23 protein-coding genes and 1 pseudogene are annotated in these 21,343 nt (G+C 70.0%); 7 read left to right on the top strand and 17 right to left on the bottom strand.

The features are described 5' to 3' along the window. Window positions 1–54 precede the first annotated feature (54 nt). The 3 genes from JNL41_RS13605 to JNL41_RS13595 all read right to left on the bottom strand — a co-directional run bounded on the left by JNL41_RS13605 (window position 55) and on the right by JNL41_RS13595 (window position 3,286). Window positions 55–882 (bottom strand): hypothetical protein, encoded by an 828-nt coding sequence (locus tag JNL41_RS13605; RefSeq protein WP_293475766.1) that lies wholly within the window; start codon window positions 880–882, stop codon window positions 55–57. An 85-nt stretch (window positions 883–967) separates the two neighbouring features. Beyond that, window positions 968–1,543 carry a PEPxxWA-CTERM sorting domain-containing protein gene (locus JNL41_RS13600; RefSeq protein WP_293475764.1) on the bottom strand — a complete coding sequence of 192 codons (576 nt, stop codon included), beginning with the start codon at window positions 1,541–1,543 and terminating at the stop codon, window positions 968–970. Window positions 1,544–1,624: 81 nt separating this feature from the next. After that, window positions 1,625–3,286 (bottom strand): alpha/beta fold hydrolase, encoded by a 1,662-nt coding sequence (locus JNL41_RS13595; protein ID WP_293475762.1) that lies wholly within the window; start codon window positions 3,284–3,286, stop codon window positions 1,625–1,627. Between the two features lie 145 nt (window positions 3,287–3,431). On the opposite strand from JNL41_RS13595, the gene JNL41_RS13590 reads away from it, so the two are divergent. After that, a complete protein-coding gene (locus JNL41_RS13590) occupies window positions 3,432–4,700 on the top strand; it encodes a cytochrome P450 (RefSeq protein ID WP_293475760.1) in 1,269 nt (422 codons plus the stop codon). 45 nt (window positions 4,701–4,745) lie between these two features. On the opposite strand, the gene JNL41_RS13585 is transcribed toward JNL41_RS13590, so the two are convergent. From JNL41_RS13585 to JNL41_RS13550, 8 genes are all read right to left on the bottom strand, one after another. Further along, window positions 4,746–5,339, bottom strand: coding sequence for an MFS transporter (locus JNL41_RS13585; protein ID WP_293475759.1), 594 nt, complete (start codon window positions 5,337–5,339; stop codon window positions 4,746–4,748). Further along, window positions 5,336–5,944, bottom strand: a complete 609-nt coding sequence (locus tag JNL41_RS13580; RefSeq protein ID WP_293475757.1) for an MFS transporter — start codon at window positions 5,942–5,944, stop codon at window positions 5,336–5,338. Before JNL41_RS13580 ends, JNL41_RS13585 begins: the two co-directional genes overlap by 4 nt. Beyond that, the gene (locus JNL41_RS13575; RefSeq protein ID WP_293475755.1) at window positions 5,941–7,167 is read right to left on the bottom strand and encodes an MFS transporter; all 1,227 of its coding nucleotides are present in this window, start codon (window positions 7,165–7,167) and stop codon (window positions 5,941–5,943) included. The genes JNL41_RS13580 and JNL41_RS13575 overlap by 4 nt, the downstream gene beginning before the upstream one ends. A gap of 257 nt (window positions 7,168–7,424) precedes the next feature. Further along, complete coding sequence (locus tag JNL41_RS22575) at window positions 7,425–7,556, bottom strand: GIY-YIG nuclease family protein (protein WP_365698271.1); 132 nt, start codon at window positions 7,554–7,556, stop codon at window positions 7,425–7,427. Window positions 7,557–7,729: 173 nt separating this feature from the next. Beyond that, window positions 7,730–8,581, bottom strand: coding sequence for a subclass B3 metallo-beta-lactamase (gene bla / locus JNL41_RS13565; protein WP_293475753.1), 852 nt, complete (start codon window positions 8,579–8,581; stop codon window positions 7,730–7,732). Window positions 8,582–8,595: 14 nt separating this feature from the next. After that, window positions 8,596–9,117, bottom strand: coding sequence for a translation initiation factor IF-3 (gene infC / locus JNL41_RS13560; RefSeq protein WP_293475751.1), 522 nt, complete (start codon window positions 9,115–9,117; stop codon window positions 8,596–8,598). Between the two features lie 145 nt (window positions 9,118–9,262). Further along, window positions 9,263–10,243: a glycosyltransferase family 9 protein gene (locus JNL41_RS13555; RefSeq protein WP_293475749.1), complete on the bottom strand. Its 981-nt coding sequence runs from the start codon at window positions 10,241–10,243 to the stop codon at window positions 9,263–9,265. A gap of 69 nt (window positions 10,244–10,312) precedes the next feature. After that, a complete protein-coding gene (locus tag JNL41_RS13550) occupies window positions 10,313–11,476 on the bottom strand; it encodes a glycosyltransferase family 4 protein (RefSeq protein WP_293475747.1) in 1,164 nt (387 codons plus the stop codon). Between the two features lie 45 nt (window positions 11,477–11,521). On the opposite strand from JNL41_RS13550, the gene JNL41_RS13545 reads away from it, so the two are divergent. Further along, window positions 11,522–12,268 carry an alpha/beta hydrolase gene (locus JNL41_RS13545; RefSeq protein ID WP_293475745.1) on the top strand — a complete coding sequence of 249 codons (747 nt, stop codon included), beginning with the start codon at window positions 11,522–11,524 and terminating at the stop codon, window positions 12,266–12,268. A 158-nt stretch (window positions 12,269–12,426) separates the two neighbouring features. On the opposite strand, the gene JNL41_RS13540 is transcribed toward JNL41_RS13545, so the two are convergent. Further along, entirely contained in the window at window positions 12,427–13,287 is an 861-nt protein-coding gene (locus JNL41_RS13540) for an SDR family oxidoreductase (RefSeq protein ID WP_293475743.1), read from the bottom strand. 5 nt (window positions 13,288–13,292) lie between these two features. Continuing rightward, the gene (locus JNL41_RS13535; RefSeq protein WP_293475741.1) at window positions 13,293–14,162 is read right to left on the bottom strand and encodes a UTP--glucose-1-phosphate uridylyltransferase; all 870 of its coding nucleotides are present in this window, start codon (window positions 14,160–14,162) and stop codon (window positions 13,293–13,295) included. Window positions 14,163–14,356: 194 nt separating this feature from the next. On the opposite strand from JNL41_RS13535, the gene JNL41_RS13530 reads away from it, so the two are divergent. After that, window positions 14,357–14,563, top strand: a complete 207-nt coding sequence (locus tag JNL41_RS13530) for a hypothetical protein (protein ID WP_293475739.1) — start codon at window positions 14,357–14,359, stop codon at window positions 14,561–14,563. A 94-nt stretch (window positions 14,564–14,657) separates the two neighbouring features. On the opposite strand, the gene glmS is transcribed toward JNL41_RS13530, so the two are convergent. Further along, on the bottom strand, window positions 14,658–16,478 hold the full coding sequence (glmS, locus tag JNL41_RS13525; RefSeq protein ID WP_293475738.1) for a glutamine--fructose-6-phosphate transaminase (isomerizing): 1,821 nt from the start codon (window positions 16,476–16,478) through the stop codon (window positions 14,658–14,660). Between the two features lie 133 nt (window positions 16,479–16,611). On the opposite strand from glmS, the gene glmM reads away from it, so the two are divergent. Together glmM and JNL41_RS13515 are read left to right on the top strand one after the other, a co-directional pair. Then, a complete protein-coding gene (gene glmM, locus JNL41_RS13520) occupies window positions 16,612–17,964 on the top strand; it encodes a phosphoglucosamine mutase (RefSeq protein ID WP_293475736.1) in 1,353 nt (450 codons plus the stop codon). Between the two features lie 175 nt (window positions 17,965–18,139). Further along, window positions 18,140–18,301 (top strand): hypothetical protein, encoded by a 162-nt coding sequence (locus tag JNL41_RS13515; RefSeq protein ID WP_293475734.1) that lies wholly within the window; start codon window positions 18,140–18,142, stop codon window positions 18,299–18,301. A gap of 12 nt (window positions 18,302–18,313) precedes the next feature. Here JNL41_RS13515 and JNL41_RS13510 read toward each other — a convergent pair whose 3' ends face one another. Then, window positions 18,314–18,835: a DUF6886 family protein gene (locus tag JNL41_RS13510; protein ID WP_293475732.1), complete on the bottom strand. Its 522-nt coding sequence runs from the start codon at window positions 18,833–18,835 to the stop codon at window positions 18,314–18,316. A 4-nt stretch (window positions 18,836–18,839) separates the two neighbouring features. After that, a complete protein-coding gene (locus JNL41_RS13505; RefSeq protein ID WP_293475730.1) occupies window positions 18,840–20,138 on the bottom strand; it encodes a UDP-glucose/GDP-mannose dehydrogenase family protein in 1,299 nt (432 codons plus the stop codon). Between the two features lie 133 nt (window positions 20,139–20,271). On the opposite strand from JNL41_RS13505, the gene JNL41_RS13500 reads away from it, so the two are divergent. Together JNL41_RS13500 and JNL41_RS13495 are read left to right on the top strand one after the other, a co-directional pair. Continuing rightward, window positions 20,272–20,529, top strand: a complete 258-nt coding sequence (locus tag JNL41_RS13500) for a type II toxin-antitoxin system VapB family antitoxin (protein WP_293475728.1) — start codon at window positions 20,272–20,274, stop codon at window positions 20,527–20,529. Beyond that, a complete protein-coding gene (locus tag JNL41_RS13495) occupies window positions 20,526–20,912 on the top strand; it encodes a type II toxin-antitoxin system VapC family toxin (RefSeq protein WP_293475726.1) in 387 nt (128 codons plus the stop codon). The genes JNL41_RS13500 and JNL41_RS13495 overlap by 4 nt, the downstream gene beginning before the upstream one ends. A 7-nt stretch (window positions 20,913–20,919) precedes the next feature. Here JNL41_RS13495 and JNL41_RS13490 read toward each other — a convergent pair. Next, window positions 20,920–21,343: pseudogene (locus JNL41_RS13490) on the bottom strand (phosphomannomutase/phosphoglucomutase); the annotation flags it as partial.

Raw genomic sequence — 21,343 nt, 5'->3', positions numbered from 1 at the left:
GTGGCGGCGTTTGCCGTCCGACTTGGCGAAACGCGACGCCGGAAACGGACGGGCTCAGGCCCAGAGCGGCGAGGAGCCCTTCAGGAAGCGCAGGTAGAAGAGCACGCGGGCGATGTCGCGGCCGTCGTCGCTGAACACCACGTCGTGCCAGGTGTTCTCGGTCTTCGGGCTCTCGGTGAGCTTCAGGATCCGGGTCCTGGCGACGTACTCGACTCCCGCCTTCAGGGGGCCGGCGAGGTGCTGCACCTCCAGCGCGCCGAAGAGGCCGACGTGCGGCTGGGCGGCCTTGCCGACCGCGGCGCTGCGGGCCTGGTGGGCGAGTCCGACCGCCTGCGAGGGCGGCAGGACGCCGTCGGCGTAGCAAGGCAGGTCCTCGGTGATGATCTCCCGGTGCTTTTTGAGGCGCTCGGGGTCGAGCACGACCCGGGCCTCGCCGACGTCGCCGACCCGGATGGGCGCCAGGATGCGCAGGCGGCTGCGGTCGGCGTCGGCCTGGCCGGCCATGCGGCCGACGAGTTCGGCCCCGGGGTCGGGTCCGCCGGATCCCGTGCCGGTGCAGATCAGAGCGCCGGCGCGGTTGATCATCGCGAGGCGGGCGTGCGGCTGACCGCCATCTGCCCGCGCCTGCACCTCCTCGCGGTCGACGGTGGCCTGGACGAAGTAGAGCGATAGCCCGCCGGTCTCGAACCAGCCGTCGCCGTAGAGTCCGACCAGATGCGGGACGAACTGGTCCATATGCACGGAGCCCGCGACCGTGCCGCCGCGGAAGCCGAGCCTGGTTGCGGTGGCGTCGTCGTGGATCGAGCCCTTCACCTCGGCCGCCATGTTGCGCGGCTCCCGGAACGGGCCGGTCCAGGTCTCAGGCGCGAGTGCGTCGCTCATGGCGTTCCTCCAGCCGGTCTTCATGCCGGACTTTCGAAAACGCTGAGCCTGCCGGGCGCTCCCGTCAACCGGTTGCGAAGGGCGATCAGGCCGCGCGCGCGGCCCGCCGGCGGAGCACGGCGCCTGCGGTCGCGAAGCCCAGGATCAACGTCGCCCATGCCGCCGGCTCCGGCACGCCCATCGACGGCGCGGGGTCGAAGCCCGAGATCGTCCCGTTCACACCGCGGTTGCCGACCCGACGCGGCAGGTCGGGCTCGCTGATCTGGCCGAAGATGTTGGCGACGCCGTAGGTGTCGTCGAACGTGAAGCTGCTGCTCCCCAGGGCGGTGAGCGTGGCGCGCACCCTGACCGGGCCGATGCCGTTCAGCGTCCTCGGCGGGATGAAGAGATCGGTCGTGGTCGTGGAGTCGGGCGCGTGGGCCCAGAGGTCGCCGTTGGCGTCATAGAGGCTGACGCTATAGCCCTCGCCCGGGTCGAGGCCGGCGATCGCGAACTGCAGGTCGAAGAACCAGAAGCGGTAGTATTCGCCCTCGCCGAGGATATCGAAGTCGATGGCCACGCCGTGCGCCGAGTCGACGAGCAGGCTGGCCGCCCGGGCCGGCGTCGAGGCGAGCGCGAGCAGGGCCGCCCCCGCGACGGCCAGGTTCTGGATACGAGACATCTAGGTTCACCCCCGCGGGCGTTTCCGCCCCTTCCCGGCAACTCTGGTCCGCGGGGCCGCGGCGCGCATGAGCCGAACGTACTACGGCGGCGGGGGAGGCGCCGCGAGGCGCTGAAGGATCTCGAACCAGTGTTTCATCGGCATGAAGTGGCCGATGTCCTCGATGACGCGGACCTCGGCGGGCCGGGCGCCGACGTAGTCGCCGAAGCTTCGCGCCGGGATGATCGCGTCCTCCGCGCCCGACCAGAGGATCAGCGGGCAGGCGAACGCCGGCGCGTCGGCGGGCGCCGTGCGGAACGCCTGCATCTCGGCCGCTGCGCCCCGGCTGCCCTGCGCCAGGGCTTCGGCGGCGTAGGCGTGGACATAGTCGACCACCCACGGGCTCGCGGCCAGGAAGGCGGCGTCGCCGGCCGAGTGCGCGGCGGCCTTGCCCAGCAGGCGGCGGGTCAACTGCGGCGTGTGACGCAGGCGCACGATGCCGAACAGCGCCTCGGCGATCCAGGGCTGGGCCTCCATCCTGCGGCGCATGCGGGCGAGGGGATTGCGGTCGCGCGGGGGACTGCCCGGCGCACGCCCCGACGAGGCCATGACCAGCGTCGCGCGCGCCCCGAGCCGGGCGGCGACGTGCAGGGCGAAGGCCGCGCCGGAGTGGGCGCCGCCGACGGCGAGCCGCTCCAGCCCCAGTTCGTCGGCGAGGGCGACCATGTCCGCAGCGACGCCGGGGAAGCTGTAGCCGGGCGCCGGCGACGAGAGGCCGAATCCCGGCCGGTCGGGGGCGATCAGGCGCAGGCCCAGCGCGCGGGCCCGGGCATCGGCGCCGGACGGGAGGAGGCTGGATCCCGGCGTCCCGTGCAGGATCAGGACCGGCCGGCCCGCGGACGCGCCGTATTCGCGGTAGGCCAGGGTCCGACCGTCCGCGAGGGTCACGCTCAGCACCGGCGGAGCGTCGGCGAACGCTCCCGCCGTCGCGGCGCCGAGGCCCGGCGAATCCATCGCCCGGTTGACGCCAGCCAGTTCGGTCAGCGCGCGCACGAGGTCGCTCTGGCGCTGTACGCCGAGTTTGGCGAAGACCGACTGGAGCTGGTTGCGCACGGTGCGGGCCGAGACGTCGAGCCGCTCGGCGATCTGCTGCATCGAGAGGCCGTCACGCAGGAGCCGCGCGACCCGAACCTCGGCCTCGGTCAGCCCGAAGCTGTCGCGGACCACGCCCCAGAGCCGCGAGTTCTCGTCGACGGCGGGGAAGACCAGGCCCGCCAGCGCCCCCGCGGCCTCGGCGTCCGAGGCGAGGGGGAAACTGCCGACGGCGCCGGCGAAGGCGAAGCGGGGTCCGCCGCCGGTCTCGAGGCGCACGATGAGCTGGCGCTCGCCGGCGCGCACACGGCGGAGCGCGGCCGAGACGATCACGGCGTTGGCCTCGCGCGTCCAGGCCAGCGGCCTGTCCAGCTCGAGGTCGCCCAGCGTTTCGAACGCCACCGCGGCCTGCGAGTTGAACGAAACGACGCGGTCCCGGTCGGAGAGGACGATCCAGCCCGCCTCGGGCGGGGCGGCCTGCGGATCGCCCTCGCCGCGGCGGTGCTGCGCGAGGGCGGCGGAGTGCGCCCAGGCGATTGCGGCTTCGCCGCCGCCGGACGTCGTCGTCCCGGCGTCCTCGTCGGGCAGGAGATCGAGCAGCGCGTCCCAACTGGCCGGGTCGGCCGCGATGCGGCCGAGCGCCTCGATGACGAGTTCGGAATCTGAGGCCATGCCCACCCGCGCAGGTCCGCTACTGCGCAGCTTTCCCGCCACCGCGTCAACGCCCCTCGCGAGGGACCGGCCCGTTCCCGGGTCACGGCGTTTGCCCAATCGGCGCAATTGCGGGCATTCTGCGGGGAAAGACGAGGGAACGACCATGGCCGACGGTGCGGTGAGCTTCTACCCGGACGAGGCGCGGGAGCGGGCCTATGCGACGCCGCTGGAGGACCTGAACCCGGGCGATCCGGACCTGTTCCTGACCAACAGCTTCTGGCCCTATTTCGAGCGCCTGCGGGCGGAGAAGCCAGTCCACTGGTGCAAGGACTCCGAGTTCGGCCCCTACTGGTCGGTGACCCGCTACGACGACATCATGGCTGTGGACACCAACCACGCGGTCTTCTCTTCGGAGGCGGCGCTGGGCGGGATCACCATCCGCGATGCGCGGACCGAGCTGCGCCGGCCCAGCTTCATCGCCATGGACCCGCCGCGGCACGACGTACAGCGCAAGACCGTGAGCCCGGCAGTGGCGCCGGCGAACCTGATGCTTTTCGAGCCGATCATCCGCGAGCGGGCCGGCCGCATCCTGGACGAGCTCCCGGTCGGCGAGACCTTCAACTGGGTAGACCGTGTCTCCATCGAACTGACGACCCAGATGCTGGCGACCCTGTTCGATTTCCCGTTCGACGAGCGGCGCAAGCTGACCCGGTGGTCCGACGTGGCGACGGCGCTGCCGATGCCCGGCGGCATCGTCGAGACCGAGGAGGCGCGCCAGGCAGAACTGATGGAGTGCCTCGGCTACTTCACCCGGCTCTGGAACGAGCGGATCGCGCGGCCGCCGGCCGGTGACCTGGTCTCGATGATGGCCCATGGCGAGCACACCCGGAACATGACGCCGGACGAGTATCTCGGGAATCTGACCCTGCTCATCGTGGGCGGCAACGACACGACCCGGAACTCGATGACCGGCGGCGTGGTGGCGCTGAACATGTTCCCGGCCGAGTACGACAAGCTGCGGGCCGGCGGAGCGGCGATGATCCCCGACATGGTGCCCGAGATCATCCGCTGGCAGACGCCGCTGGCGCACATGAGGCGCACGGCCCTGGTCGACACCGAGATCGCCGGCCAGCCCATCGCCAAGGGCGACAAGGTCATCATGTGGTACGTCTCGGGCAACCGCGACGAGCGGGTGATCGAGGACCCCGACGCCTTCATCATCGACCGCGCGCGGCCGCGCCAGCACCTGTCGTTCGGCTTCGGCATCCACCGCTGCGTCGGCAACCGCCTGGCCGAGCTGCAGCTCAAGATCGTCTGGGAGGAGATCCTGAAGCGGTTCTCCTTCGTCGAGGTCGTGGGCGAACCGACGCGGGTGCGCTCGAGCTTCGTGAAGGGCTACGAGACCCTGCCGGTGCGGCTGCACAGGGCCTGAGGCGACGACGGCCCGCCGGCCTCGCCAACGCCAGTTCTGGGAGATTCAGGCCAGCCGCGGTGTCCGCCGCACGATCGCCCACGCGAACCACAGCGCCGGTACGATCAGGAACGCCGACATGGCGAACGGCGCGCCGGGCTGGATCATCGAGAAGGCCTGGCCCGCCGCCAGCGGTCCTGCGACGCGGCCCAGCGCCATGCCGCTGGTGTTGAGGCCCAGCATCTCGCCCTGACGGTCGGGCGGCGCGGCCTGCGAGATCAGCGCCGAGACGTTCGGGAAGCAGATCGACTGGCCGAAGCAGACGAACAGGAAGCCCACCATGGCGACCGGCCAGTTGGGCGAGAGTCCCTGGGTCGAGATGCCGACGAACATGAAGACCAGTCCGGCGGCCAGCACCCGCGCCTCGCCGAAGCGCCGCGCCAGGCGGCCGGTCATCACGCCCTGGAAGAACGCCCCCGCCAGGCCCACGAGCATGAACGCCAGGCCGATCTGCCGAGGTCCCCAGCCGAAGCGGGCCTCGGTCCAGAGGCCATAGGTGGCCTCGATGCCGGCGAAGCCGATGACCACGATGAAGCTGATCACCACCACGCGGCTGATGATGGGATCGGCGAAACCCTCACGGATGCGCGCCGACTTCACCGCTTCGGCGCCGCCGCGTCGGGCCGGTGCTCGCGCACCAGCAGGATCACCGCCAGAGCCGAGGCGAGCGCGAAGCCCGCGGCCACCAGCAGCGGCAGTTGGAAACCCAGCGCGCCCCTGTCGGGCTGGGCCAGGAAGCCGCCGATGGCCGGGCCGGTGGAGAAGCCGGCGCTGAACGCCGCGCTCATGATCCCCATGCGCCCGGCGCGCTTCTCGGGCGGCGTGATGTCGGCCAGCGCGCCCTGCAGGGTCGAGATGTTGCCGGCGAAGACGCCGTTCACGAACCGCAGGAAGAAGGCGACCCAGATGTTGGGCGCGAAGGCGAAGAAGCCGTAGGTCACGCCCACCATGGCGATGGTGACGATCAGCACCGGCTTGCGCCCGATGCGGTCCGACAGCTTGCCCCAGAACGGCTCGCCGATGAGCTGGCCGACCGAGAAGGCCGAGAACAGCAGCGTCACCTGCCACGCCGGCGCGTCGAACGCCTGGGCGAAGAAGGGCAGCAGCGGGATCACCAGCCCGAACCCGGCGATCATCAGGTAGATGACCGCCAGCAGTACGATGAGCGCGCGGCGCTCCTCGGCCGGCGGCAGCAGGCTCGTCACGGGACCTGTCCGGAGGCGCGCCAGGCGCGGGCCTTCCGTCCGGCGCCGATGGCCAGGAAGATGGCCGGCACCACGACGATGGCCCCCTGGATGAACGGGGCGTCGATGGTCAGCGGGAAGGTGAGGCCCGCGCAGAACGGCCCGATCACCCGGGCCAGCGCCCCCATGGCGTTGTTGAGACCCAGGATCTGGCCTTGCCGGTGCGGATCGGCGGTCTCCGAGATCAGCGCCGACACGTTGGGCCAGGCGACCGACTGGCCGATGGCCGACAGGCTCATCAGCGCGATGGTCATGGGCCCGCCGGTCGAGAACGGCTGCAGCCCGATGCAGACGACGGTGATCGCCATGCCGACGGCCAGCATGGTCGCCTGGCCGAAGCGCTCGGAGAGCGGGCCCGTGAGCGCGAGCTGGGTGAAGGCCGACGCGACGCCCACGAACATGAAGGCGTAGGCGATTTCGCGCGGGCCCCAGCCGTAGCGGGCCTCGGTCCAGAGGCCGAAGATCGATTCGATGCCGGTGAAGGCGAAGCCCACGAGGAAGGTCACCAGCATCAGGCGGCCGATCACCGGATGGCGCGCCGCCTCGCCGGTGGCGGCCCAGCGGTTGGGCCGGAAGGTGTTGGTCTCGTCCCGCTGCCGGCTCTCGCGGATGAAGAGCGCGATGGCGAGCGACGAGGCGCAGAACAGGCTCGCGGAGATGAAGAGCGGCAACTGGAAGCCCACGTGCCCCAGCGAGGGCTTGGCGAAGACGCCGCCCAGGAAGGGCCCCACGATCAGGCCCACGTTCCAGGCCGCGCTCATCCAGCTCATGGAACGCGTGCGCCGTTCCGGCGGGGTCACGTCGGCGATGTAGCCCTGGATGATCGAGCCGTTGCCGCTGAACAGCCCCCCGAACAGCCGGATGAAGAAGGCCGCCCAGGCGGTCGGCGCGAACGCCAGCGCCAGGTAGCAGAGTCCGTTGGCGAGGATGGTGAACACCAGGAGCGGCTTGCGCCCGTATTTGTCCGACAGCCTGCCCCAGTAGGGCTCGCCGAAGAAGGTGCCGACCGAGAACGCCGAGAAGATCAGCGCGATCTGCCAGGGCGGCGCGTCGAACGACTTGGCATAGAAGGGCAGCAACGGGACGATGATCCCGAAGCCCAGCATGTTCAGGAAGATGATGCCGATGAGCGACAACGCGGCCCAGGGCGGCGGCGTCGCCTCCCTCGGCGGCGTGTCTGACATGTGAGCGGTGTTAAGGGCCGCGCGTGATGCGGGCAAGGCTGCCGAAGCGGCGGGGGTGCGTTCGCCGGCCGCCGTCACATGGCGGGCACAGCCGGCTGGAGGCGCGAGAGCGGCCCGGCCGTGCGGAAGAAGCCGGGGTAGAGGTCAAGTCAGTGAGGGTTGTCCCGCTCGATCAGGTTGATCTTCCACTGGCGCGGATACTCCTTGAGCCGCTTCTCGCGGCGGATCGCGGCTTCGATCCCGTCGTGCCACTCCAATCAGACGAGGCGCTTCGTGAAGCCGTCGGGGGCGCCTTCGCGATGCTGCGAGACGCGAAGCAGGAGGTCGCTCGTGACACCGATGTAGAGCGTGCCGTGCTTGCGGCTGGCCATCATGCAGACCGCGCTCATCCCGCTCTCCCTACACTCGTCATCCCGCGACTTGTTCGCGGGACCCATCAACTCCGAGGTCAGGGATGACGTGCAGCGTCGCCGCCGCGGATCATCACGGCCTCCCGCGTTCTCGGGTCCCGCGAACAAGTCGCAGGATGACGAACAAATATAGAACACACCGGAGAGGAACGCTACGGGTTCTGCTTCTTCAGTTCGGCGCGGAAGGTGGCTTCCTGCTGGGCGTAGAAGGCTTTGCAGCCGCCCGGGTCGACGAAGGCGTCCGCCTGGCCGGCGTCGAGTTTCGCGCGCTTGGCGGCCATGCCGAAGAAGCGGCCGTGGGAGCCCAGGAAAACCTCGCAGGGCAGGGTCTTCCAGGTGGCGAAGCTCTTCTCGTAGGCGGCGGTGATGCCCGGATAGGTCTCTGTCCTGCCGAGCCTGTAGCCCGGCAGCACGCTGGACGAGCAGTGGACCAGGCCCTGCCGCACCCTGCCGGCCACGGTCACCGGGAAGGTCCAGGTGGTGCAGCCGGCGGTGTGGCCGCCGGTGACGTGGGCGGTCAGCGTCCATCCGCCGAGGGTGACCTTCTCGCCATCCTTCAGCGTGTGGGCGACGGGCACGGGCTCGTACTCGTAGGCGGCCCCCTTGATGAAGGGGTCGCCCTTGCCGCCCGCCGCGATGATCGGTCCGTCGGCGACGCTGGCGTAGAGCTTCGCGTCGGGCGCGGCCTTCCGGATCTCGGCCAGGCCCGCGGCGTGGTCGTAGTGCTGGTGGGTGTTCAGCAGGATCTTCACCCGCGCCGGGTCGAAGCCGAGGGCGCGGATGTTGGCCACCACCTGGCGGCCGGTCCTGGCCTCGCCGCCGTCCAGCACGACAAGGCCGGCCCTGGTGACGAAGAGGTAGGCGGTCAGGTCCGACGAGCCGACGTAGTAGAGCCCCTCGCCGATCTTGAACGGCTTGACCGGGTCGGCCCAGTTCGACGGGTCCTGCGCCGCGGCCGGCGAAACGAAAACGGCCGCTGCGAGAGCGGCCGTTCCGAAAAGCATGGCGGCGGCCCGGATCAACGGGGCGCCAGGATCATGATCATCTGACGGCCCTCCATGCGGGGCTCGTACTCCACCTTGGCGACGGGCTCGAAGTCGGCCTTCACCTTCTGGAGGAGTTTCATCCCGAGTTCCGGGTGGGCCAGCTCGCGACCGCGGAAGCGCAGGGTGATCTTCACCTTGTCGCCTTCCTCGAAGAAGCGGTACATCGACTTTTGCTTCACTTCGTAGTCGTGGATGTCGATGTTCGGACGGAGCTTGATTTCCTTGAGCTCCACCACCTTCTGCTTCTTTCGCGCCTCGTTCTTCTTCTTCTGCTCCTGGAACTTGAACTTGCCGTAGTCCAGGATCTTGCAGACGGGCGGATCCGCGTTGGGCACGATCTCGACGAGGTCGAGCCCGGCTTCCTCGGCGGCCTCAATGGCGGCGGAGGTGGGCATGACGCCCTGCTTCTCACCGTGCTGGTCGATGAGGAGGACGCGGGGAACGCGGATATCTTCGTTCATGCGCGGCCCTTCCTTGACGGGCGGCGCTTGCATGGGGCGGCGAATAGGCGGTGCTCCGAGACTGTTGAAAACGCAGAAACGCCGGCGCGCGCGAGGCGCTCCGGTCGTTCCGATCAGTATATGCCGCCAGGACCCCTTTCGTACAAGGAGTCCCTTGCGAGGCTTTCCGACCGAGGCCTCAGCCGGAAGGGGCCGGGGCGAGAGAGTTCGCCGTCTGCGCCACCTGGGCCACGGGCAGCTCGGCCAGGTTCTCCGCCCGCAGAATGGCCACGCGGCCACGGGGGGCCGAGAGGGCCGGATCCGACGCCCTGGAGAACAGCACGATCGTGGGGGCCCCGCCGGCCGCCGCGAGATGCAGCGGTCCGGTGTCGTTGCCCACCGCCAGCGCCGCCTTCGCGCCCAGGAGCGCGACGGATGCGAAGTCGGTGCGTCCGGTGAGGTCGCGGGCCCGCGGCACGGCGCGCTGGATCTCATGCGCCAGATCGGTTTCCTGCGGGCCGCCGACGATCACGATGTCGAAGCCGCGGCCGTAGAGGATGCGGGCGAGTTCGGAATACTTCTCGACCGGCCAGCGCTTGTCCATGCGGTGGGCCGAGCCGCCAGGGACGAAGATCACATAGGGCCTCGGCCTGTTGGCGCCGGGCACCGGCCGCTCGGGCGAGCGGGCCCTGGCGATCCAGGAGAGATCGGGCGGCGGCGCGGCGCCGGGCTCGGTCGGCGCGTCCTCCCAGATCCCGGCGTACATCAGTTGGTCGGCCTGGCGCTCCAGCGTGTGCATGCCGTTGCGGAGCGGGTTTCTGTGCGGCAGCGAGCAGCCGAAGGCGATGCCCGACCACGGCGGCGGGCCCGGACGCAGGAGCTGGAAGATGCGGTTCGACTGGGCCGAGGTCTGCAGGTCGTAGACGCGGTCGTAGTTCGCGTCCCGGATCCGTTTCCGCAACGCCATCCACTCGGGGAAGCCTTCGGGTCGGCCGCCGGTGTCCACCGCGTTGAAGTAGGGGCAGATCTTCGCCAGCGCCTCGAACGGCGGCGTGGTCAGGAGCGTGATGTGCGCCTTGCGGTGCGCCTGGCGGATCCGCTTCATGGCGGCGAGCGCCAGGACGAAGTCGCCCAGCGCCGAGAGCTTGATCACCAGGATGCGTTCGACGTGACGGGGCATCCTAGGTCGCTCCTTCCACGAGCTTCGAAGGATCGCCGGCCCCGCGAAGCCTTGGCGTAGCGTGGGGCATCAGCGGCGGGCCTCCAGCACCCACTCGTAGGCGGCCAGGGTCTGGGCGCACATCGCGTCGACCGAATAGAGCTGGCGGGCGCGCCTTCGGCCCACCTCGCCCATCTCCATGCGCCTGGCGGGGCCGAGGTCGATGGCGCGGGCCAGCGCGGCGGCCCAGGCGGCCGGATCGTCCACCGGCGCGAGCCAGCCGGTGACGCCGTCGACCACCGTCTCGGTGACGCCGCCGTGCGCCGACGCGATGACCGGGCGGCCCATGGCCTGCGGCTCGACCGCGGCGCGGCCGAAGCTCTCGGGCACGCTGGTCGGCAGGATCGCGATGTCGGCGAGCATGTAGGCCGCCGGCATGTCGTCGCAATGCCCGACGAGGCGGACGGTGTCGGTCAGGCCCGCGGCGCCGATGGCGGCCTGCAGCTCGGCCGAGTAGCCCGTGCGGCCCTGGTCGTCGCCGGCGAAGAGGACCAGGAAGTCGCGGCGGCCATCGGCGGCCAGCGTCCGCGCGGCCTCGACCACCGTGAGGTGGCCCTTGATGCGGGTGAGGCGCCCGGCCAGCAGGATGCGCGTGCGGTGGTCGTCGCCGGCCACGCCCCAGGCGGCCCGCAGGGTCTCGACGCGGTTGGGCGTGACGAAGGCGGGGTCGAAACGGTCCAGGTCGACGCCGCGCGGGATGGTGACCAGCTTCGCCGGATCGAGCTGGTGTTCGGCCAGCACATGGTCGCGGGTGTAGTCCGAGTTGGCGATGACCAGGTCGCCCCGGGTCATGACTGCGTTGTACCACCGCTTCAGCGCCGACTGGGCCTTGTAGACGCCATGGTAGGTGGCCACGAACGGCGTATCGGTCGCCTTGGCCGCCCAGAGCGCCGAGAAGGCGGGCGCCCGGCTGCGGGCATGCACGATCGAGACCTTCTCCTGGCGGATCAGCGCCACCAGGCGTGCGGCGTTGCCCAGGATCACCAGCGGGTTCTTGGTCTGCACCGGCATCTGCGCCATGCGGCCGCCGTCGGCCTCGAGCCGGGCCACCATCCGACCGCCCCGCGTGGCGACGAGGGCCGTCCCGCCCGCGCGGACGACGGCCTGGGCCACGTCGATCGTGCTCTGCTCCGCGCCGCCGGTCTCCAGCTCGGGGATGACCTGCAGCAGCGTGAAATCGGGGGGTAACGGCACGCGCTCTCTCTAAACTGAGTTGGCCCCCGCTGCTAAGAGGCGCGCATGAGCGAAGTGAGCGGATTCCTCGACCGGCCTGATGGCGCGCGGCTGGCGTGGCGCATGGTGGAGGGCGCGGGCCCCACCGTCGTGTGGCTGGGCGGCTTCAAGTCGGACATGACCGGGACCAAGGCCGAGGCGCTCGCGGAGTGGGCGCTGGCGAGCGGGCGCGGCTACGTGCGGTTCGACTACTTCGGGCATGGCGAATCGACGGGCGAGTTCGCCGAGGGGACGATCACCCGCTGGCGCGACGACGCGATCGCGGTGCTGAACGAGTTGACGACCGGGCCGCTGGTGCTGGTGGGCTCGTCCATGGGCGGCTGGATCGCGTGCCTGGCGGCGCTGGCGCTGCCGCGGCGGGTGAAGGCCATGGTGCTGATCGCGCCGGCGCCCGACTTCACCGAGAAGCTGATGAAGCCCGGGATCCCGGCCGACGGGCTGGCGGCGCTGGAGCGCGACGGCGTCTGGCTGCGGCCGAGCGAATACGGCGATCCCTACCCGATCACCCGCGCCCTGCTGGAGGACGGCGCCCGCTGGTCGATCCTGGGCGAAGAGCCGATCCCGATCGAGGCGCCGGTGCGTATCCTGCAAGGCGGCGCCGATCCGGACGTGCCGTGGCGCCACGCCCTGGAACTGGCCAACAGCCTGAAGGGCGACGACGTGGTCTTCACGCTGATCCGCCCTGGCGACCACCGCCTCTCGCGGCCCGAGGACATCGCCCGGATCATCGCGGCGGTCGAGGAGGTGAGCTAGTGTCCCGATTCCGAAGTTCGCAGGCGCCTGAGGCGAACTCAGTCGAACTTCGGAATCGATAAGGACACTAGGGAAATATCTGTTTCTAGTGTGCTTTTTGGATCTGAAGTTCGCTCGGCGCTCCGACACGGAAGCAGGCGAACTTCAGATCCAGCACACTAGCCGCCGGCGGCCAGGATCGCCCGCAGGCCTTCGCGATGGGTCGGGTACGCCGGCCGCCAGCCGAGCTCGGCCTTGGCGCGGGCGTTCGAGACGCGCTTGCTCTCGCCGTAGAAGCGCATGGCGGCGGGCGAGAGGGCGGCCTGCGCCAACGGGATTTCCGGCGGCGGCTCCATCTCCAGCAGCCGGGCCGCGTAGGCGATGACGTCGCTGTTGGGGGCCGGCTCGTCGTCGCAGAGGTTGTAGGCGGCTCCGGCGCGGGGCCGGGCGATCGAAGCGGCGAGGCCGGCGGCGAGGTCGTCGACGTGGATGCGCGAGAACACCTGGCCCGGCGCCGCGATCCGCCGGGCGCGACCCTCGCGCAACCGGTCCAGCGCCGAGCGCCCGGGGCCGTAGATGCCGGGCAGGCGGAAGAGCATCACCGTCAGGCCCATGCCGCGGCCCACCTCCAGCCAGTCGCGCTCGGCTCCGACCCGCCGCGCGGCCTCGACGGACTGGGCGGCCAGGCGGCTGTCCTCGGTCACCCAGCCGCCGCGCCGGTCGCCGTAGACGCCGGTGGTGGAGAGGTAGCCCGTCCAGTCCGGGAAGGCGCCGGCTTCGGCGAGCGGTCCCACGAGGCTGTTCAGGCCCGGGCAACCCTGCGGCCCGGGGGGCGCCGTGATCAGGAGCGCGGTGGTCTCGCCCAGGGCCTCGGTGATGGCGTCGCGGTCGGCGAGGTCCAGCGGCGTCGCGCCGTCGGCGCTGATCGCATCGCGGGTCGCGGGGTCGCGGAAGGTGGCGGCCGTGCTCCAGCCCTCGGCGGCCAGCCGGCGCGCCAGCGCGCGCCCGGTGAAGCCGTAGCCGAAGAGGAAGAGCCGCACGGCCCCTACAGCAGTTCGCGGATCATCTTCCGCGCGGCGTCGGCGAGGTCGGGGCGGGCCAGCGCGAAGGCGACGTTGGCGCGCAGGAGGCCGATCTTGTCGCCGCAGTCGTAGGTGGTCCCCTCGTACTCCAGGGCGTGGAAGTCCTGCGACTTCATGAGGTTGAACATGCCGTCGGTGAGCTGGATCTCGCCGCCGGCGCCGCGCTCCTGGGTCTCCAGGATCTCGAAGATCTCCGGCTGCAGGATGTAGCGGCCCGAGATGAAGAGGTTCGAAGGCTCGGTCCCCGGCGCCGGCTTCTCCACCATGCCGGTCATGCGGTTGAGGCGGCCGTCCTGACCGTCCAGCGCCACGATGCCGTACTTGTGCGCCTCGCCGGGCGGGGCGGGCTCCACGACGACGATGTTGCCGCCGGTCTCCTCGTAGGCCGCGACGGCCTGGCTGAGCGCGGGCGGGTCGGCGGCCATCAGCATGTCGGGCAGGATCACCGCGAAGGGCTCGTCGCCGATGACGTGGCGCGCGCACCAGACCGCGTGGCCCAGGCCCAGAGGCGCCATCTGGCGGATGAAGCTCATCTGTCCCGGCTCGGGCAGGTCGCGGCGCACGTCGGCCAGGATGTCGAGCTTGCCCTTGGCCTCGAGCGCCTGCTCGATCTCGGGGATGGTGTCGAAATAGTCCTCGATGGCGGCCTGGCCGCGGCCGACGATGAAGACGAAGTGCTCGATGCCGGCCGCGCGGGCCTCTTCGACGATGTAGCTGAGGATGGGACGGTCCACGACGTTCAGCAGGTTCTTCGGCGTCGTCTTGGCGCCCGGCAGCACCCGCGTTCCAAGCCCCGCCACCGGCAACACCGCCTTGGTCACCCGTCTGCCCATACGCTCACCCTCCGGACTGTCGCGACGTCCCTAATGCGTTCCGCGAGGCGGACCGAGGAATTTTCGCAGGCGCGCGACCATCACGATTTTGAGATCGCACGAAGTTGTGTAGGCTTTGCCCGCTCGGGGATTCACCCCCAAGGGGAGCCTACTCAATGAAGCTTCGCATTCTGACCGTTGCCGCCGCGGGTGTCATGGCGCTGAGCCTGGCTGCCTGCCAGAAGAAGGAAGAGGCCCCGGCCGCTCCGGCCGCTGACGCCGCCGCCGCCCCGGCCGCCGATGCCGCTCCGGCCGCGCCGCCCGCCGACGCCGCTGCCGCTCCGGCCGCCGACGCCGCCGCGGCTCCCGCCGCCGAAGGCTCGATGGCCGCCACGCCGCCGGCCGAACCGGAAAAGAAGTAAGCCTTCTCCTTCAGCGAGATAGCTGGGAAGCGGCCGCCCTCCGGGGCGGCCGTTTTTCGTTCTGCCCTGCCCCTCGCGGGGAGGTGAGGCGGACTCACTCCACCGTGACGGACTTCGCGAGGTTCCGCGGCTGGTCGACGTCGGCGCCTTTCAGCACGGCCACATGGTAGGCCAGGAGCTGGATCGGGGGCGCGTAGACGAGCGGGGCGATGAGCGGATCGCAGCGGGGCGCGGTGACCACGACGCGGGCGCCCTTCGGGGCGTGCGCCTGGCCTTCCGGATCGGTCACGAACACCACCTGGCCGCCCCGGGCCATGACCTCGTTCATGTTGGACGCCGATTTCTCGAAGTAGCTGTCCGAGGGCGCCAGGATCACGATGGGCGTCTTGTCGTCGACCAGCGCGATGGGGCCGTGTTTCAGCTCGCCGGCGGCGTAGCCCTCGGCGTGGATGTAGCTGATCTCCTTCAGCTTCAGCGCGCCTTCCAGAGACAGCGGATACATCGGGCCGCGGCCCAGGAAGAGCACGTCGCGGGCCTGGGCGATCTGCTGGGCGACCGCGCGGACGGCCTCCTCGAGCTCGATGGATTCGGCGATGAGGCGCGGGGCTTCCAGCAGGATCCGGACGCTGCGCTGCTCCTCTGCCGCGTCGATGCGGCCGCGGGCGCGGGCGGCGGCGACCGCCAGCGCGGTCAGCACCGAGACCTGGGCGGTGAAGGCCTTGGTGGAGGCGACGCCGATCTCGGGGCCGCAGTGGATGGGCCAGACCACGTCGACCTCGCGGGCCATGGTCGACTCGGTGGCGTTGACGATGGCGGCGCTCGTCATCCCCCTGGCCTGGCAATAGCGCAGCGCCGCGAGCGTGTCGGCCGTCTCGCCCGACTGCGACATGGCGATCACGAGCGAGCCTGAACGCAACGCCGGCTGGCGGTAGCGGAACTCCGAGGCGATCTCGACGTCGACCGGCAGGTCGGCGAGCTGTTCGATGAGATACTTCCCCAGGAGGCCCGCGATGTACGACGTGCCGCAGGCCACGATCTGGATGCGCTCGAGCCCGGCGAAGTCGATGCCGCCCGGGACGGCCGTGGCCGAGGTGAGGGCGTCCACGTAGGCCGCGATGGTGCGCTGGCACCCCTCGGGCTGGTCGTGGATCTCCTTCTCCATGAAGTGGCGGTAGTTGCCCTTCTCGACCAGGGCGGCGGATGCGGCGACGGTCTTGACCGCCCGGCGCGCGGGCCTGCCGGCGGCGTCGAAGATGGCCGCGCCGGCGTGGTCGATGGCGACGTAGTCTCCTTCGTCCAGGTAGCAGACGCGGTTGGTGAACGGTCCGACCGCCAGCGCGTCCGAGCCCAGGAACATCTCGCCTTCGCCGTAGCCGACCACGAGCGGGCTGCCGCGCCGCGCGCCCAGGATCGTCGCCTCCTCGCCCGCGATCAGCACGGCCAGCGCATAGGCGCCCGTGAGCTGGTCCAGCGTGGCCTTCAGGGCCTCGAGCGGGGACCGGCCGGTGGCGAGCTCGCTGTCGAGCAGGGCGGCGATCACCTCCGTGTCGGTGTCGCTCTCGAACCTGTGGCCGGCGTGCTGAAGGCGTTCGCGCAGTTCGGCGAAGTTCTCGATGATGCCGTTGTGGACCAGGGTCACGCGGCCCTGGGCGTGCGGGTGGGCGTTTCTCACCGACGGCGCGCCGTGGGTGGCCCAGCGGGTGTGGCCGATGCCGACGGTGGCGACGAGCGGTTCGGCCGCCAGCACCTCCTCCAGCGCCTTGATCTTCCCCTCGGCCCGGCGGCGGACCACCCCGCCGGCCGTGACGCCGGCGACCCCGGCGGAGTCGTAGCCGCGGTACTCCAGGCGCTTCAGGCTCTCGATCAGCCGATCCTGGACGGGCCGCGTCCCGACGATGCCGATGATGCCGCACATGTGGCTGAAGCGTCCTTTGTGATAGAGGCGAATCCGGTGGGTGGCCGGATCATGCGGCGCTTTAGCATCAGCTAAGGTCGGACCCACTAAAAGTCTGTTTCGGAACGTCTCCGGTCCTCCACGAGCCCTCCCCATGAGCAAACGCGCGTACTTCGGCACTGACGGCATCCGCGGCGAGGCCAACCGCCATCCCATGACCGCCGAGGTGGCGCTCCGCGTCGGCATGGCGGCCGGCAAGCTCTTCATGTCGAAGGACGAGCGCCGCCATCTGGTGGTGATCGGCAAGGACACGCGGCTGTCCGGCTACATGATCGAGCCGGCGCTGGTGGCGGGCTTCACCTCGGTCGGCATGGACGTGCGCCTGTTCGGGCCGCTGCCGACGCCGGGCGTGGCGATGATGACCCGCAGCCTGCGCGCCGACCTGGGCGTGATGATCTCGGCCTCGCACAACGCCTACACCGACAACGGCATCAAGCTGTTCGGGCCCGACGGCTACAAACTCTCCGACGAGCAGGAGCTGGCCATCGAGGCGCGCATGGGCGAGGGCCTGGAGCAGAACCTGTCGGGACCCGAGGCCCTGGGCCGGGTGCAGCGGATCGACGACTGCCAGGCGCGGTACATCGAGATCGCCAAGGCCACCTTCCCGCGGCGGCTGAACCTGTCGGGCATGCGCATCGTGATCGATTGCGCCAACGGCGCCGCCTACAAGGTGGCCCCCGCCGCGCTCTACGAGCTGGGCGCCGAGGTGATCACCGTCGGCGTGGCGCCGAACGGGGCCAACATCAACGAGGAGTGCGGCTCCACCCACCCCGCCGCCATGCAGAAGGCGGTGAAGGAGTATCGGGCCGATATCGGCATCGCGCTCGACGGCGACGCCGACCGCCTGGTCATCTGCGACGAGAAAGGGCAGATCGTCGACGGCGATCAGATCATGGCGTTGATCGCCGCCGAATGGGCGCGGCGCGAACGGCTGCGCGGCGGCGGCGTGGTGGCCACCGTCTACTCGAACCTCGGGCTGGAGCGGTTCCTGGCCGAGCGGCAGCTCAAGCTCGAGCGGACCGCCGTGGGCGACCGCGCGGTGATGATGCGGATGCGGGAGGCCGGCTACAACGTCGGCGGCGAGCAGTCGGGCCACATCATCCTCTCCGACTTCTCCACGACCGGCGACGGCCTGCTCTGCGCGCTCCAGGTGCTGGCGGTGCTGAAGGAGGGGGACAAGCCGATGAGCGCGCTGGCCCGCCAGTTCGAGCCGGTGCCGCAACTCCTGGAGAACGTGCGCTTCGCGGGGGGCAAGCCGCTGGAGAGCGACCAGGTGAAGGCGGTGCTCGCGGCGGCCGAGGAGCGGCTGAACGGATCGGGGCGGCTCGTCGTCCGCGCCTCGGGCACCGAGCCGCTGATCCGGATCATGGCCGAGGGCGACGACGAGAAGCTGGTCAACCAGTTGGTCAAGGAGATCGCCGGGGCCGTGAAGAAGGCCGCCGCCTAGGCAAGGCCCGCCGCCCGGATGGCCGGGTCGGCCAGTTTCACGACTATCTGAAGGTCCGCGCGGCCCGCGGGGGAAACCGCAAGGGTCGCCAAACGGCAATTGCTGTGTCACGCTCGATACAATCCGCCGGCTCGATCCGGTGGACTCGAAAGAGAAGACTGGTTTGGGAGGATACATGCGGCGCGCATTCGCCCTTTCGGGCGTCGCGCGGCAGGCCGAGCGCCCCGTGCGCTGCATTGCCTGCCTCGCTTTTGTCGGTTTGATGGGCGCGGCCTTCTGGGCTGGCGCGGTCTACATCGGCGAGACCTTCATGCGGATGGCCGGCAGCGGGTTCTGAAGCGCCGCCGTTCTAGCCCAGCCGGGGCTCGGCGTTCCGACAACGGATGATCGAGAACCTCAGGCTCGATCCCACCACCGCGTCGCGCAGCGGCCAGATGTCCTGCAGCACGCGCACCTCCACGCCCGCACCGACCAGCGCGCCCAGCGCGTCGTCGATCAGCGTGCGGCGCACCGGCTCCACAGCGTTTCGCGAAATCCAGTAGCCGGCCTCGGCGTTGGCCTCGAAGAACGTCTGTGACGGCATCTCGTAGACCGCGAGCTGCACGCGCCGCACCGCCTCCAGCCACGTCGCGGGGAAGGCCACCACATGGTCCGCCCCACCGAGGATGCGTCCAGCGTCCTCGTCGGTGGTGCGCGGTCCGCGGCGGAAGCAGACCCGCGGGCAGTCGCGGGGCAGCAGGTAGTTCGGCAGGTGCGCCTCGCAGATCGACCAGACGCAGACGCCCAGCGTCGTGTTCGTCGAGGGCGACGGCCGCGGTTCGAACCGCGCGATGTCGAGCTCTTCGCTGACGTGGAAGAGCCGCAGCGCCATCGGCCTAGCGGCCGACGCTCGAATAGTCGAAGCCGCGGGCCTTCATGTCGGCGGGCTTGTAGATATTGCGCAGGTCGACCAGCACCGGCTTCTTCATCAGGAGCTTGATGCGGTCGAGGTCGAGCGCGCGGAACTGATCCCATTCGGTGATGATCACCAGCACGTCGGCGCCCTCGGCCACTGCGTAGGGGTCGTCCTTGAAGTCGACGCCCGGCAGCATCTTCACCGCCTCGTGGCCCTCGGGATCGAAGGCCTGCACCCTGGCGCCCTTGTCCTGGAGCGCCGGGATGATGGCGAGCGACGGCGCGTCGCGCATGTCGTCCGTGTTGGGCTTGAAGGTGAGGCCGAGCACGCCGACCGTCTTGCCGTCGAGCTCGCCGTCCACCGCCTTCAGGACCTTGCGGGCCATGGCGCGCTTGCGCTCGTCGTTGACCTTCACGGTCGTCTCGACCAGCTCGACGGGGGAGCCGGCGTCGCGGGCGGTGCGGACCAGCGCGATGGTGTCCTTCGGGAAGCACGAGCCGCCGTATCCGGGGCCGGCGTTCAGGAACTTGCCGCCGATGCGGCCGTCCAGCCCGATGCCCTTGGCCACCTGCTGCACGTCGGCGCCCACGGCTTCGCAGAGGTCGGCCATCTCGTTGATGTAGGTGATCTTGAGCGCCAGGAAGGCGTTGGCGGCGTACTTGATCAGCTCGCTGGTGCGGCGGCTGGTGAAGAGGATCGGCGTCTCGTTGAGATAGAGCGGCCGGTAGAGTTCGCGCATGACCGCCTGGGCGCGTTCGTCCTCAGTGCCGACCACGACGCGGTCGGGGCGCTTGAAGTCCTCGATGGCGGCGCCTTCGCGCAGGAACTCGGGGTTCGAGACCACGGCGACATCGGCGTCGGGTCGCACGCGCTTGAAGATCTTCTCGATCTCGTCGCCGGTGCCCACTGGGACGGTCGATTTGGTCACGACCACCGTGAAGCCGTCGACCAGCGCCGCGATCTCCTCCGCGGCGGCATAGACGTAGGAGAGGTCGGCGTAGCCGTCGCCGCGGCGCGAGGGCGTGCCCACGCCGATGAAGACCGCGTCGGCCTCGCGGATGGCCCTGGTGGCGTCTGTGTCGAAGAAGAGTCGGCCGGCCTTGACGTTGGAGGCCACCAGTTGGTCGAGCCCCGGCTCGTAGATCGGGATGCCGCCGGCCTCGAGCTGCTCGATCTTCGCCGCGTCCTTGTCGATGCAGGTCACCGTGTGCCCGAAGTCGGCGAAGCACGCCCCGCTGACGAGCCCGACATAGCCCGTCCCGATCATCGCCACGCGCATGCAGAATCCCCTTCGAAGGCAGCGCCTTTCAGCACGCGTGGAGGCGCGCCGCAACGGCACATACGGGCCGCGGGTCAGCAAGACGCGGGCCGCGTAGCGCCCGTTTCGACTTCATGATAGAGGGTGAAAAATCATGACGAAGCCGATTCAGATCAGAAACGACGATGCGGTGCGCGAAGTTCGTGAAGCGGCGGCGCTCACCGGCCTTTCCATCACCAGGGTCGTCGCGGAAGGTGCCCGGCTTGTCGCCGAGCGCGCTCGACGAACCCGCAGTCCGGAAGAACGCCGGCGCGAAGTCGATCGACTGATCGCGGAGTTTCGTGCTCTCCCAAAGACAGGACAGACCCTCACGGACGACGACCTTTATGACGAGTATGGGCTTCCGAAATGATGGCTGTCGACGCTTCAGCGTTGCTGGCGATCATCCTTGAAGAGCCTGAAGCCGAGGATTTTCGGCGCGTTCTTGAGCGCGGGCCCTCGCTGATCTCTCCCGTGAACTACTGGGAGGTGCTCGTCAGGGCGTACAGGGAAGCGAACGAGCCGGGGGCGAATCGGGCCCTCAACATCGTGGCCGCGCTCGGCGTCGAGGTTGCCGAGATCGCTGCTTTTGACGCTCATCTCGCATACGCAGCGTTCGCCCGCTTCGGGAAGGGCGTCGGTGGGCCGTTGAACTTGGCGGACTGCTTCGCCTACGCGTTGGCTGAACGCGAAGGCGACGGCTTGTTGTTCAAGGGCGACGACTTCCCGAGGACCGACGTAAAGTCCGCGCTCTGACCGCGCCTCAGATTTCCTGGTTGTACCTGCCCACCTGCGGGCGCTTCGCGAGCCGCGGCTTCACTTCTTCGCGGAAGAGGGCGCGCATGTCGTCTTCGGAGCGGGTGCTCTCCACCACCACCACGATCTCCGGCTTGTTGGACGAGGCGCGGACCAGCACCCACGAGCCGTCCTCCAGCGCCACGCGCACGCCGTTGACGGTGATCACGTCGACGATCTTCCGCCCCTGGATCGTCCCGCCCGCCTCGGCGAGCGCGACGTACTCGGCGACCACGTCGTCGACGACGCCATACTTCTCCTCGTCGGCGCAGTGGGGGCTCATCGTCAGCGAGGTGTAGGCGACCGGCAGCGCCTTCTTGAGGTCGCTCAGCTTCCGGCCGGGGTTGCGGTCGAGCATCGCCAGGATCGCCGCGGCGGCCACCAGGCCGTCG

The organism is Phenylobacterium sp., assembly GCF_016793285.1.
In the GTDB taxonomy this organism is placed as follows: Bacteria; Pseudomonadota; Alphaproteobacteria; order Caulobacterales; family Caulobacteraceae; genus Phenylobacterium.
The sequence above is the reverse complement of the archived record's forward strand: the minus strand, read 5'-3'. Positions and strand labels throughout refer to the sequence as shown.